Genomic DNA, 13,456 nt, shown 5'->3' on the forward strand with positions numbered 1-13,456 from the left:
CAATGTGCGGCTTTTCGGAGCCGCCGCAGACACGAAGCCCCCGGTTGTTCCCCCGTGATCGGGGGCTTCGTTCTGCCCCGATCACCCCCTCCGAAGCCCCCGCGCGACCCCCGGTGCTCACCCAGGGTCACTGCTTCCGGATCATGCGCTTCTCCTTAATCACGTACCCCCTGCGCAGGTACGATGCCCCCAGGTGCGGTCAAATCCCGTCCATGCGAAGACGGTTGTGGGGGACCCGATGGACATCGGCACGCAGGGCTCGCTTGCCCCCGCCGAGCTCGCCTGGCTGCGCGGAGTCGACGCCTACACGATGGGCGCCTATCCGCAGGCGGAGGACGAGTTCCGGACGGCGGTACGGATCGACCCCGGGATGGCGGACGCCTGGCTCGGGCTGCACGCGCTCCGGGTCGACACCACGACCGCGCTGCTGCGCATGTACCGCAATCGAGAACGCTTCGGCGAGCAGCGCACACGGCACCGCCGCACGCTGAACTCCTGGTACTGGCTGGGCTGGTGGGTCCAGCCCGTCCTGGAGAGCCCGCGCGACCTCCTGCTCGCGCACGCCTCCCACTGGCTCGACGGCCGCCACGTGCCGGAGCTGGACCGGGCGCTCGCCGGGCTCCCCCCGGTCGACACCGACCCGCAGGTCCGCTTCCTGCACGCCTGCCGGGCCTATCTCGTCAAGGACTGGGACCAGCTCGTCCGCCATACGGAGACCCTCGTCGACGACCCGCTGCTCGGCATCGAGGCGGGTCTCTTCGGCGGCATGGCCCGGGTCCGTCTGGAGATGTACGGCCAGGCCGAGCCGCTGCTCTCGGCCTCGCTGATGCGCTGTCGCAGCGAGCAGCCGCAGCGCAAGGAGCTCCGCTACTGGCTCGCCCGCGCCCACGAGGGCACCGGGCGCAGCGCCGCGGCCCTGCCCCTCTACCGGGCCGTGCACCGGATCGACCCGGCGTTCATGGACACGGCCGCCCGGCTCGCGGCCATCGCCGAGTACGACGGGTTCGAGGGGTACGACGACCCGTCCGGGCTCGCGACGGTCGCGCTCGGGACCGTCGGCGGCGGTCTGGGCCAGGAGACGGTGGACACCGCCCCGGGCCCGGACCCCGAGACCGGGACACTGGGCGACGGGCTGCGGCTCGCACCCGAACCCGTACCGCCGATCGTTCCCGTCACACCGCCCGAGACCGTACGCCAGAAGGCGCCGCTGCCCGGGCAGCCGGGACCGCCGCGCTTCCCCGCCGGGCCCACCGACCCCGTCCTGCTCGCGGAGGCACTCGCCGAGCTGGAGGGCATGGTCGGGCTCGACCCGGTGAAGCGTCAGGTCAAGGCGCTCTCCGCGCAGTTGGAGATGGCGCGGCTGCGCGCCGATCAGGGGCTCCCCGTCCAGCCGCCGAAGCGTCATTTCGTCTTCTCGGGCCCGTCCGGCACCGGGAAGACCACCGTCGCCCGGATCCTGGGCAGGGTCTTCTACGCCCTCGGGCTGCTCGGCGGCGACCACCTCGTGGAGGCCCAACGGGCCGACCTCGTCGGTGAGTTCCTCGGCCAGACGGCGGTCAAGGCCAACGAGCTCATCGACTCGGCGCTCGGCGGGGTGCTCTTCGTCGACGAGGCGTACGCGCTCTCCAACACGGGCTACAGCAAGGGCGACGCCTACGGCGACGAGGCCCTCCAGGTCCTCCTCAAGCGGGCCGAGGACAACCGCGACCATCTGGTGGTCATCCTGGCCGGCTACCCCGAGGGCATGGACCGGCTGCTCAGCACCAACCCCGGCCTGTCCTCCCGCTTCACCTCGCGGGTCGACTTCCCCTCGTACCGGCCACTCGAACTCACCGCGATCGGCGAGGTCCTGGCGGCGGCCAACGGGGACGGCTGGGACGACGAGGCCCGGGACGAGCTCCGCTCGATCAGCGGGCACGTCGTCGAGCAGGGCTGGATCGACGAGCTGGGCAACGGCCGCTTCCTGCGCACCCTGTACGAGAAGTCCTGCGCCTACCGGGACCTGCGGCTCTCCGGCTACCCGGGCACGCCGACCCGGGACGATCTCGCGACCCTCCGGCTCGCCGACCTGATGCAGGCGTACGGCGAGGTCCTGTCGGGCCGCGGTCCGATCGACCGCGGCCCGCAGCAGGATCCCCCGGGGTACTAGCCCGGGGCGGGCGCCCTGGCTAATAGGCCGGGGCGGGCGCCGGTTTCGTGCGGTGGGCGGGGTCCCGGACCTCGCCCACCAACATCTCCAGGACGTCCTCCAGGGCGACCAGACCGAGGACCCGGCCCGAGCCGTCCGCGACCTGCGCCAGATGGGTGGCGGCGCGGCGCATCACGGTCAGGGCGTCGTCGAGCGGCAGCTCGGCGCGGACCGTCGCCATCGGCCGCCACAGCTCGTGCGGCACGGCCCGCTCCCGCTCCTCCAGGTCGAGGACGTCCTTCACGTGCACGAAGCCCATGAAGGTGCCGCGTGCCTCGGCGCGGACCGGGAAGCGCGAGTAGCCGGTCCGTACGGTCAGCTCCTCGATCTCGCGCGGGGTGACGGACGGCGGGACCGTCACCAGCGAGCCCTGGGCGATGAGGACGTCCGTCACCGGGCGGCTGCCCAGTTCGAGGGCGTCCTCCAGGCGCTCCTGCTCGGCCGGGTCGAGCAGCCCGGCCTGTCCGGCGTCCTCCACGAGCCGGCCGAGCTGCGTCCGGGTGAAGACCGCCTCCACCTCGTCCTTCGGCTCGACCTTGAACGCCCGCAGGACGAGCCGGGCGCAGGCACCCAGTGCGACCGTCACCGGCCGGCAGAGCCGGGCGAAGCCGACCAGCGCCGGAGCGAGCCAGAGCGCGGTGCGCTCGGGCGCGGCCATCGCCAGGTTCTTCGGGACCATCTCGCCGATGACGAGGTGGAGGAAGACGACCGCGGCGAGGGCGATGACGTAGCCGAGCGGGTGGATCAGGCCCTCGGGGACCCCGATCGTGTGGAAGACCGGTTCGAGGAGCCGGGCCACGGTCGGTTCGGCGACGGCACCGAGGGTCAGCGAGCAGACGGTGATGCCGAACTGCGCGGCCGCCATCATCTGCGGCAGGTTCTCCAGACCGTGCAGGACCTGCTGGGCGCGGGCGCCGGCGAGCGGTTCGATCTGGCTGCGGCGGACGGAGACGAGCGCGAACTCGGCTCCGACGAAGAAGCCGTTGGCCAGCACCAGGACGAGGGCGAACAGCAGCTGGAGGGTGCTCATCGGACGCCCTCCGCGACGAGCGGGGCGGCGGCGTCCGCCGCGACCGGTTCGGCGTACGGCTCATGGTCCGGGGCCGGCGTGCTGCGCGGCTCCCCGTCCAGGCCGTGAGCGTGGCCCGGCTGGTCCGGGCCGGTCCGCACGAGCCGGACGCGCCCGGCCCGGTAGCGGTCGACCTGGCGCACCGAGAGCCGCCAGCCGGGGAGCTCGGCACGGTCCCCGGGGGCGGGGATGCGCCCGAGGAGGTCGGCGACGAGTCCGGCCACGGTCTCGTACGGCCCGTCGGGCACGTCGAGGCCTATCCGGCGCAGGGTGTGGACCCGGCAGGAGCCGTCGGCCTCCCAGGCGGGCCGGCCGTCCTCGGCGGGGGCCGCGGCCAGCTCGGGGCTGCCGTCGGCGAGGGTGTCGTGTTCGTCGCGCACCTCGCCGACGAGCTCCTCGACGATGTCCTCCAGGGTGACGACGCCGGCCGTACCGCCGTACTCGTCGACGACCACGGCGATCGGCTGCTCCCTGCGCAGCCGCTCCAGGAGAGCCTGGGCGGGCAGCGTCTCGGGGACGAGCAGCGGCGGGACCGCGATCCGGCCGACGCGGGTGCGCAGCCGGGCGTGCGGGGTGACGGCGAGCGCGTCCTTGAGGTGGACCATGCCGACGATCTCGTCGATGCGGTCGCGGTAGACCGGGAAGCGCGAGAGGCCGGTGGCCCGGGTGAGGTTCAGGACGTCGGCCGCGGTGGCGTCCCACTGGAGGGCGCTCACCTTCACGCGCGGGGTCATGACCTGGCCGGCCGTGAGGCCGCCGAGGGAGAGGGTCCGTACGAAGAGGTCGGCGGTGTCCTGTTCGAGCGCGCCGGCCAGGGCGGAGTGCCGGGCGAGCGAGACGAGCTCGCCGGGGGTCCGGACGGAGTCCAGCTCCTCGGTGGGCTCGACGCCCATGAGCCGGACCAGCCGGTTGGCGACGCGGTTGAGCAGGGCGATCACCGGCCGGAAGAGCGCGGAGAAGCGGCGCTGCGGGGTGGCGACGAAGCGGGCCACCTGGAGCGGCCGGGAGACCGCCCAGTTCTTCGGTACGAGCTCGCCGACCACCATCTGGACGGCGGAGGCGAGCAGCATCCCGATCACCACGGCGACCCCGGAGACGGCCCCTTCGGGCAGTCCGGTCGCGGTGAGCGGCCCGTTCAGCAGCCCGGCGAGCGCGGGCTGCGCGAGCATGCCGACGACGAGCGAGGTGAGCGTGATGCCGAGCTGGGTGCCGGAGAGCTGGAAGGACAGCTCGCGCAGCGCGGTGACGACGGTGCGGGCGCGCCGGTCGCCGGCTGCCGCGGCTCGCTCGGCCTCGGCGCGCTCGACGGTCACGAGACCGAACTCGGCGGCCACGAAGAAGCCGTTGGCGAGGATCAGGAGAAATGCCGCGGCGAGCAGCAGAAGGGAGACGATCATGCCGCCGCCTCCTGGGAGGGGGCGGCGCAGGTACTACCGGACGATCCGTCCATTGCTGGAGGGAGTCACTCCTCGGGTCGAAGGGTGGCCCCGCGGGCCGCAACGGCGGCCCTGCACACGCGAGGCGGTGGTGCCGCTCGGCACCACCGCCTCCAGAGTAGTCACGCGAACGCCCCGTAGGGCAGGGGGCCCGACCCGGATGGGGGACGGAACGGGACTCAGACCCGCTCCGCGACCGTCCCCCGGCTGTCCGCCAGGGCCCGCAGGGCGCGGGCGTCCCGGATCGCCGCTTCCTGGGCGATGCCGGGCTGGATGCCGAGCGCGGGCAGGCTGGTGCCGTCGCTCAGGTCGAGGAAGACCCAGGCGTCGCCGGGGCGGAGGTTGACCTTGACGATCTCCGCCCAGGCGAGCCGCCGGGTCCGGGTGATGTTGACGACCGTGACGCCCTCTTCGTCGGCGACGACCTTGGGGCGGCTCAGCAGGGCGAGCACCCCGGAGAGCAGCGCCGCGGTGAAGACGAAGCTGACGCGCTCCCCCGGGCCCAGCCGCTCCAGCATCAGCGCCACGAGAGTGACGACGACGAACATCGCGACGCTCAGGGTCAGCAGGACCGCCCGGGTGCGCCCCGGACGGAAGGTGACCGGAAGGGCGGGCAGCGGTGCATCGGACATCGGCGGTTTCCTCCGTGCCTCGGGGGACGTGCGGGCCGGCAGCCGTCAGAGGCGGCAGGCGTGGATGGCGGTGGTGAGGATGGCGCGCGCGCCGATCTCGTACAGGTCGTCCATGATCCGCTGCGCCTCCTTGGCGGGGACCATCGCGCGGACGGCGACCCAGCCCTCGTTGTGCAGCGGGGAGACGGTCGGCGACTCGAGGCCCGGGGTGAGGGCGACGGCCTGCTCCAGGTGCTCGGCGCGGCAGTCGTAGTCCATCATCACGTACGAGCGGGCGACCAGGACGCCCTGGAGGCGCCGCAGGAACTGCTGCACCTGCGGGTTGTCGTCCGTGGCGCCGTGGCGGCGGACGACGACGGCCTCGGAGGTGAGGATCGGCTCGCCGATGACCTCCAGGCCCGCGTTCCGCAGGCTGGTGCCGGTCTCCACGACGTCCGCGATGACCTGGGCGACACCGAGTTGGATCGCGGTCTCGACCGCGCCGTCCAGGTGGACGACGGAGGCGTCGATGCCCTGGTCGGCGAGGTGCTTGGCGACGATGCCCTCGTAGGAGGTCGCGATGGTCATGCCACCGAAGTCCTCCGGGCCGTTCGCCGTGCCCGGCCGGGTGGCGTAGCGGAAGGTGGAGCGGCCGAAGTTCAGCGCGAGGATCTCCTCGGCGCTGGCCCCGGAGTCCAGGAGCAGGTCACGGCCGGTGATGCCGATGTCCAGCTTCCCGGAGGCGACGTAGATCGCGATGTCCTTCGGCCGCAGGTAGAAGAACTCGACCTCGTTGTCGGGGTCGATGACCACGAGCTCCTTGGACTCTTTGCGCTGGCGGTAGCCGGCCTCATGGAGCATTGCCGACGCAGGTCCGGAGAGGGAACCCTTGTTGGGAACGGCGATGCGCAGCATGAGGTGAGCTTCCTTTGCCTGGGAGTTTTCGGAACGGTGGGACGGGTGTGCTCAGAGGTGGGCGTAGACGTCGTCGAGCGAGATCCCGCGGGCGACCATCATCACCTGGACGTGGTACAGCAGCTGCGAGATCTCCTCGGCGGCCGCTTCCTTGCCCTCGTACTCGGCGGCCATCCAGACCTCGGCGGCCTCCTCGACGACCTTCTTGCCGATGGCATGGACGCCCTTGTCCACCAGTTCCGCGGTGCGGGAGGTGGCCGGGTCGCCTGTCTCGGCCTTGAGCTTGAGCTCGGCGAAGAGCTCTTCGAAGGTTTTGTTCGCCATGATGGTCCTAAGAGTACGGGGTAGGGAGGCGCCACTCAGCGCCAGGGTTCGCTGACCGTGCGCAGTGTGGTGGCGGTGGCGACGGCGGCGGTGACCGCTTCGTGGCCCTTGTCCTCGGAGGAGCCTTCGAGGCCGGCCCGGTCGAGGGCCTGCTCTTCGTTGTCGACGGTGAGGACGCCGAATCCGACGGGTACGCCGGTGTCGATCGAGACCTGGGTGAGGCCGTGGGTCACGCCCTGGCACACGTACTCGAAGTGCGGGGTTCCGCCACGGATGACGACTCCGAGCGCGACGATGGCATCGTAACCGCGCCCGGCGAGGACCTTCGCCACGACCGGGAGCTCGAAGCTGCCGGGGACGCGCAGCAGCGTCGGCTCGTCGATGCCGAGCTCGCTCAGGGCGCGCAGGGCGCCGTCGACGAGGCCGTCCATGATCTTCTCGTGCCACTGGGCCGCGATGACCGCGACCCGCAGGTCGCCGCAGTTCTTCACGCTGAGGACGGGTGCGCCCTTGCCGCTCATGTTTCTCCTTGCCGATGGATACGTACGTGATTACTGGTTGCCGCAGGTGGAGGCCGGGGAGCCGTCCAGCCAGGGCAGGTCGTGGCCCATCCGGTCCCGCTTGGTGCGCAGGTAGCGGAGGTTGTGCTCGCCGGCCGTGACGGGCATCGGCTCGCGGCCCTCGACGGTGAGGCCGTACCGGGTGAGGGCGTCGATCTTGTCGGGGTTGTTGGTCATCAGGCGCAGGCTCCGGACGCCGAGGTCGGCGAGGATCTGCGCGCCGGCCGCGTAGTCGCGGGCGTCGGCGGGCAGCCCGAGCTCCAGGTTGGCGTCGAGGGTGTCGCGGCCCTGCTCCTGGAGCTCGTACGCGCGGAGCTTGGAGAGCAGGCCGATGCCGCGGCCCTCGTGGCCCCGGAGGTAGACGACGACGCCGCGGCCCGCCTCGGTGATCCGGTCCATGGAGGCCTGGAGCTGGGGGCCGCAGTCGCAGCGCAGCGAGTGGAAGATGTCGCCGGTCAGGCACTCGGAGTGGACCCGCACGAGGAGGTCCTGGCCGTCGCCGATCTCTCCGTGGACGAGGGCGACGTGCTCGACGCCGTCGACCGTGGAGCGGTAGCCGTACGCGGTGAAGTCGCCGTGCGCGGTGGGGAGCTGGACCTCGGCCTCGCGGCGGACGGTCGGCTCGGCGGAGCGCCGGTAGGCGATCAGGTCCTCGATGGAGATGATCGTGAGGCCGTGCTTGCGGGCGAAGGGCACCAGCTCGGGCAGGCGCAGCATGACGCCGTCCTCGCCGGCGATCTCGACGATCGCGCCGGCCGGGCGGAGGCCCGCGAGGCGGGCGAGGTCGACGGCGGCCTCGGTGTGGCCGTTGCGGGCGAGGACGCCGCCGGCCTTGGCGCGCAGCGGGAAGATGTGGCCGGGGCGGACGAAGTCGGACGGCTCGTGGTTGCCGCTCGCCAGCATCCGCAGGGTGGTGGCGCGGTCGGCGGCGGAGATGCCGGTGCTGACGCCGTGCGCGGGGGACGCGTCGACGGAGACGGTGAAGGCGGTCCGCATCGACTCGGTGTTGTGCTCGACCATCTGCGGGAGCTGGAGGCGCTCCAGTTCGTCGTCCTCCATGGGTGCGCAGATCAGGCCGCGGCACTCGCTCATCATGAAGGCGACGATCTCGGGGGTCGCCTTCTCGGCGGCGATGACGAGGTCGCCCTCGTTCTCGCGGTCCTCGTCGTCGACGACGACGACGGGGCGCCCGGCGGCGATGTCACGGATGGCCTGCTCGACGGGGTCGAGGGCGAGGTCGGTGGCGTCCCAGAGGGGATTCGTGCTCATGCGTGGGCTCCTTCCAGGACGGTGGTGGCGCGGGAGCGCAGCCACCAGTCGCGCATGCCCCACAGGACGAGTGCGCCGTAGATGACGTAGACGAAGCCGGAGAAGGCGTAGCCGTTGGCGAAGTTCAGCGGGACGCCGACCAGGTCGACGAGCAGCCAGGCGAACCAGAACTCGACCATGCCGCGGGCCTGGGCGTACATGGCCACGACGGTGCCCACGAAGATGTAGGCGTCGGGCCACGGGTCCCAGGACAGCTTCGGGAAGGCCTCGAAGAGCAGGGCCACTCCGACGGTACCGACGGCGGCCGCGGCGATCATGGCGGCACGCTCGCCCCAGGTGGCGAAGCGCACGGCGAGGTGGCCGTCCTTGCCGTGTCCCTTGCCACGCTGCCACTGCCACCAGCCGTAGAGCGCCACGACCATGACGACTGCCTGCTTGCCGGCGCTGCCGGCGAGGTGGCCGTAGAAGGCGCCGAAGAGGATGAGGCCGGCGAGGAACTGCACGGGCCAGGTCCAGACGTTGCGGCGCCAGCCGAGGGCGAGGGCGGCGAGTCCGAATATGTTGCCGACCATGTCGGCCCATTTGATGTGCTGGTCGAGGACGGTGAACGCCTCGGAGTTGAGCCAGTTCACTTGCCGTTCTCCTGGGCGTTCGGGCCGAGCAGCCGCTCGACGTACTTGGCGATGACGTCGACCTCGAGGTTGACCGGGTCGCCGCTCTGCTTGATGCCGAGCGTGGTCAGGGCGAGGGTCGTGGGGATGAGGCTGATGGTGAACCAGTCGTCGGCGACCTCGACGACGGTGAGGCTGACGCCGTCGACCGTGATCGAGCCCTTCTCGACGACGTAGCGGGAGAGGTGGGCGGGCAGGCCGACCTTGACGATCTCCCAGTGCTCGGACGGGGTCCGGTCGAGGATGGTGCCGGTGCCGTCGACGTGGCCCTGGACGATGTGGCCGCCGAGGCGGTCGCCGACGGCCATGGGCCGCTCCAGGTTGACGCGGGAGCCCGCTTCGAGGGCGCCGAGGCTGGACCGCTTGAGGGTCTCGGCCATGACGTCGGCGGTGAACTCGCCGTCGCCGTGCTCGACGACCGTGAGACAGACACCGTTGACGGCGATGGAGTCGCCGTGCTGGGCGCCTTCCGTGACCAGGGGGCCGCGCAGTCGGAAGCGGGAGGCGTCCTCCAGCTGCTCGACGGCGACGACCTCGCCCAGTTCTTCGACGATTCCGGTGAACACGGTCAGCGCTCCTTGGGGGTGGCGGTGATACGGATGTCGGTGCCGATGCGGACGGTCTCGGTGACGTCGAGCCGCAACGCTTCGGTGATGGTGGTGATTCCGGCGTCGGCGAGGGCCTGCGGGCCCGCACCGAGGAGGACCGGGGCGAGGTAGCCGACGACCTGGTCGACGGCGCCCGCGGCGACGAAGGCGCCCGCGAGGGTGGGGCCGCCTTCGAGGAGGACGGAGCGGACGCCGCGCTCGTGCAGGGCGTCCAGGAGGGCGGGCACGGACAGGCCGCGCCCGGCCCTGGGAAGGCGTACGACGTCGGGGAGGCCGGTCTCGGCATCCTCGGCGATCGCGATCAGAGTGGGGGCCGCGTCGTCGAGGACCCGGGCGCCGGGCTTCACGGCGGTCGCCTCGGTGTCGACGACGACCCGCAGGGGCTGTACGGCCTCCTCGATCCCGCGTACCGCCAGATGGGGGTCGTCGGCGCGGGCGGTGCCGGAGCCGACGACGACGGCGTCGGCCTCGGCGCGCAGCCGGTGGACGTCGGCGCGGGACTCGGCGGAGCTGATCCAGCGGGAGGTGCCGTCGGCGGCGGCGATCCGGCCGTCGAGGGTGGCGGCGTACTTCCAGCGGACGAAGGGGCGGCCGTGGCGTACGGAGGTGAGCCAGGCGATGTTGACCGCCTGGGCCTCGTCCTCCAGGAGGCCCTGCCCGACCTCGACGCCGGCGGCGCGCAGCGTGTCGGCACCGCCCGTGGCCTGCGGGTTCGGGTCGCCGACCGCGTACACGACCCGGCTGACCCCGGCCTCGATCAGAGCCTGGGCGCAGGGGCCGGTGCGGCCGGTGTGGTTGCAGGGTTCGAGCGTGACGTAGGCGGTGCCGCCGCGGGCCAGGACGCCGGCCTCGCGTAGGGCGTGGACCTCGGCGTGCGGGCCGCCGGCGCGCTGGTGCCAGCCCTCGCCGACCGGGTGTCCGGAGGCGTCGGTGATGACGCAGCCGACGACGGGGTTGGGGCTGGTGGCGCCGAGTCCGCGTGCGGCGAGCTCGACGGCGCGTCGCATGGCGGTGATGTCGGCCTGCTGGGCCACCGGGTCCTCCTGCCTCTTCGGGCACGGACTCCGGGGCCTGTCGATGACGACAGAGAGCGGGAAGAACGCCTCGCGCAGGGTGCGCCGAGGCCGGGTCCAGCGGGTACGCCGATCGGTGAGGACACGGCGACCAGCGGACGTACGGCTGACACACCCCGGAAAGGGGTCGCCCGCCGCGCACTGCCTCCCATCCGGACTTTCACCGTCGGTCCAGGAATCTCACCTGGTCAACCGGCCGCTGGCTGCGGACGGGTCGCGGACTATACCGCCGGTTCGGAATTACACCGACCCCGGAGTGCGCTGCTGCTGATACAGGGCCAGTGTGCCACGAGCCGCGCGAAGCGATGTGGCCGAGATCCTGTGGTCTGGCTCACAGACTCCCACAGAACTCTTCGATGGTCCAGACCTATTGACGCACTGGTCTAGTCCTCTTAATCTCCGTGTCACCTCCTAGGAACGGCCCGGTGGGGTGCGCACCCCACGGGCCCAACACGACCCACCCCCTTGTTCGTTGTGTTTTTCCACTCCCCCTACGCCTGCGGCGTGGGGGACCCCCACCCCAGGAGGAAGCCATCGTGTTGTCCCCCACCGCGAAAAGAGCCTCGCTGCTCTCCTCCGGCGCCGCCGTCGCCGGTCTGCTGCTCAGCTCGCTCTCCGGCGGCGTCTCGTACGCGGCCGACAACGAGTCCTGTCGCCCCGACGGGCTGTACAAGACCCCGGGCGTCGACGTCCCGTACTGCTCGGTCTACGACGCCGAGGGCCGCGAGAAGATGGGCGCGGACCACCAGCGCCGGGTCATCGGCTACTTCACCGGCTGGCGCGACGGCAAGAACGGCCAGCCCGCCTACCTGGCCAAGGACATCCCGTGGGAGAAGATCACCCACATCAACTACGCCTTCGGCCACATCGGCGGGGACAACAAGCTCTCCGTCGGCACGGACGGTCCGAACAACGCCGCCACCGGGATGACCTGGCCCGGTGTCGCAGGCGCCGAGATGGACCCCGCGTACGCCTACAAGGGCCACTTCAACCTGCTCAACAAGTTCAAGAAGCAGCACCCGAACGTGAAGACGCTGATCTCGGTCGGCGGCTGGGCCGAGACCGGCGGCTACTTCGCGGACAACGGTGACCGGGTCAACTCCGGCGGCTTCTACTCGATGGCCACCAACGCCGACGGTTCGGTCAACCAGGCCGGGATCGACACCTTCGCCGCCTCGTCCGTCGACTTCATCCGCAAGTACGGCTTCAACGGCGTCGACATCGACTACGAGTACCCGACGACCATGAAGGACGCCGGCAACCCGCTCGACTGGCAGCTCGCCAACGCGCGCCGCGCCGGACTCGTGCAGGGCTACGCGGCCCTCATGAAGAGCCTGCGCGAGAAGCTCGACGCGGCGGGCGCCGCCGACGGCAAGCACTACCTGCTGACCGTCGCCGCCCCCTCCTCCGGCTACCTGCTGCGGGGCATGGAGACCTTCCAGATGCAGAAGTATCTGGACTACGTCAACATCATGTCCTACGACCTGCACGGCGCCTGGAACGAGTACGTCGGCCCGAACGCCTCCCTCTTCGACGACGGCAAGGACGGCGAGCTCGCCGCCGCCAACGTCTACGGCTCGGCGCAGTACGGCAACATCGGCTACCTCAACACCGACTGGGCGTACCACTACTTCCGCGGCTCGATGCCGGCCGGCCGCATCAACATCGGCCTGCCCTACTACACCCGCGGCCACAAGAACGTGCAGGGCGGCACCGACGGTCTGTGGGGCAAGGCCTCCGCGACCACCTGCCCCGCCGGCGCCGGTCTGACCAAGTGCGGTGACGGCGCCACCGGCATCGACAACCTGTGGCACGACAAGGACACCAACGGTGTCGAGTCGCCCGCCGGCTCCAACCCGATGTGGCACGCCAAGAACCTCGAGAAGGGGATCGTCGGCGACTACGTCACCCAGTACGGCTTCCCGGCGAACACCACCCTGACCGGCACCTACGCCCGCAAGTACGACTCGACCCTGGTCGCGCCGTGGCTGTGGAACGCGCAGAAGAAGGTCTTCCTCTCCACCGAGGACGAGCAGTCGGTGGCCGCCAAGGCCGACTACGTGGTCAACAAGGGCATCGGCGGCACCATGGTCTGGGAGATGGCCGGTGACTACGCCTGGAACGCCGCCAAGGGCCAGTACGAGATGGGCTCCACGCTCACCTCGCTGATGTACGACAAGTTCAAGGCGGCCACCCCGTACGGCGCGAAGAAGTCCAACGCGACGCTGCCGACCCAGGCCGTGAAGATCGACACCCAGTTCACCGAGTTCAAGCTGGGCGACTCGAACTACCCGATCACCCCGAAGATCAAGATCACCAACAACACGGCGACGGCGCTGCCGGGCGGCACCGAGTTCCAGTTCGACTACGGCACCTCGGCGCCGAGCAACGCCTCCGACCAGTCGGGCTTCGGTACGAAGGTCATCAGCAGCGACCACACGGGCAGCAACGTGGGCGGGCTGAAGGGCGACTTCCACCGCGTCTCCCTGAAGCTCCCGGCCTGGCAGTCGCTGGCCCCGGGCGCCTCGGTCGACCTGGCGTTCAACTACTACCTGCCGGTGTCCACCCCCTCCAACTGGACGGTGAACATCAACGGCACGACGTACGCCCTCGCCGGTGACCTGGCGCGCGGCACGACGGTCGTGGAGCCGGGCTCGACGACCCCGCCGACCACCCCGCCGACGACGCCGCCCACCACGCCGCCGACGACCCCGCCGACCACTCCCCCGACC

At 71.3% G+C, this 13,456-nt stretch carries 12 protein-coding genes and 1 riboswitch; of the genes, 2 read left to right on the forward strand and 10 right to left on the reverse strand.

What is annotated here, in order from left to right:
* Positions 1-238 precede the first annotated feature (238 nt).
* Entirely contained in the window at positions 239-2,149 is a 1,911-nt protein-coding gene (locus SGA01_RS35985) for an AAA family ATPase (RefSeq protein ID WP_141302161.1), read from the forward strand.
* Between the two features lie 19 nt (positions 2,150-2,168).
* Here SGA01_RS35985 and SGA01_RS35990 read toward each other — a convergent pair whose 3' ends face one another.
* The 10 genes from SGA01_RS35990 to ribD all read right to left on the reverse strand — a co-directional run bounded on the left by SGA01_RS35990 (position 2,169) and on the right by ribD (position 10,685).
* Positions 2,169-3,218 (reverse strand): hemolysin family protein, encoded by a 1,050-nt coding sequence (locus SGA01_RS35990; protein WP_055644614.1) that lies wholly within the window; start codon positions 3,216-3,218, stop codon positions 2,169-2,171.
* Positions 3,215-4,654 carry a hemolysin family protein gene (locus tag SGA01_RS35995; protein ID WP_141302163.1) on the reverse strand — a complete coding sequence of 480 codons (1,440 nt, stop codon included), beginning with the start codon at positions 4,652-4,654 and terminating at the stop codon, positions 3,215-3,217. The genes SGA01_RS35990 and SGA01_RS35995 overlap by 4 nt, the downstream gene beginning before the upstream one ends.
* A 218-nt stretch (positions 4,655-4,872) precedes the next feature.
* Positions 4,873-5,325 (reverse strand): PH domain-containing protein, encoded by a 453-nt coding sequence (locus tag SGA01_RS36000; RefSeq protein ID WP_055644612.1) that lies wholly within the window; start codon positions 5,323-5,325, stop codon positions 4,873-4,875.
* Positions 5,326-5,370: 45 nt separating this feature from the next.
* Complete coding sequence (hisG, locus tag SGA01_RS36005; RefSeq protein WP_141302165.1) at positions 5,371-6,219, reverse strand: ATP phosphoribosyltransferase; 849 nt, start codon at positions 6,217-6,219, stop codon at positions 5,371-5,373.
* A 51-nt stretch (positions 6,220-6,270) separates the two neighbouring features.
* Positions 6,271-6,543 carry a phosphoribosyl-ATP diphosphatase gene (locus SGA01_RS36010; protein WP_030551960.1) on the reverse strand — a complete coding sequence of 91 codons (273 nt, stop codon included), beginning with the start codon at positions 6,541-6,543 and terminating at the stop codon, positions 6,271-6,273.
* A 35-nt stretch (positions 6,544-6,578) separates the two neighbouring features.
* On the reverse strand, positions 6,579-7,064 hold the full coding sequence (gene ribH, locus SGA01_RS36015; protein WP_024760819.1) for a 6,7-dimethyl-8-ribityllumazine synthase: 486 nt from the start codon (positions 7,062-7,064) through the stop codon (positions 6,579-6,581).
* A 30-nt stretch (positions 7,065-7,094) separates the two neighbouring features.
* A complete protein-coding gene (locus SGA01_RS36020; protein WP_141302167.1) occupies positions 7,095-8,372 on the reverse strand; it encodes a bifunctional 3,4-dihydroxy-2-butanone-4-phosphate synthase/GTP cyclohydrolase II in 1,278 nt (425 codons plus the stop codon).
* Positions 8,369-9,004 (reverse strand): nicotinamide mononucleotide transporter family protein, encoded by a 636-nt coding sequence (locus SGA01_RS36025; RefSeq protein WP_141302169.1) that lies wholly within the window; start codon positions 9,002-9,004, stop codon positions 8,369-8,371. Before SGA01_RS36025 ends, SGA01_RS36020 begins: the two co-directional genes overlap by 4 nt.
* Positions 9,001-9,609 (reverse strand): riboflavin synthase, encoded by a 609-nt coding sequence (locus SGA01_RS36030; RefSeq protein WP_055644607.1) that lies wholly within the window; start codon positions 9,607-9,609, stop codon positions 9,001-9,003. The genes SGA01_RS36025 and SGA01_RS36030 overlap by 4 nt, the downstream gene beginning before the upstream one ends.
* A gap of 2 nt (positions 9,610-9,611) precedes the next feature.
* The gene (gene ribD / locus SGA01_RS36035; protein WP_141302171.1) at positions 9,612-10,685 is read right to left on the reverse strand and encodes a bifunctional diaminohydroxyphosphoribosylaminopyrimidine deaminase/5-amino-6-(5-phosphoribosylamino)uracil reductase RibD; all 1,074 of its coding nucleotides are present in this window, start codon (positions 10,683-10,685) and stop codon (positions 9,612-9,614) included.
* Between the two features lie 173 nt (positions 10,686-10,858).
* Positions 10,859-10,988: riboswitch (FMN riboswitch) on the reverse strand.
* A gap of 272 nt (positions 10,989-11,260) precedes the next feature.
* Between ribD and SGA01_RS36040 the strand changes: the two genes are divergently transcribed.
* A partial coding sequence (locus SGA01_RS36040; protein ID WP_174867643.1) for a chitinase C-terminal domain-containing protein occupies positions 11,261-13,456 on the forward strand: 2,196 nt, incomplete at its 3' end.

It is taken from the genome of Streptomyces gardneri, from assembly GCF_006539185.1.
Taxonomy (GTDB): Bacteria; Actinomycetota; Actinomycetes; order Streptomycetales; family Streptomycetaceae; genus Streptomyces; species Streptomyces gardneri.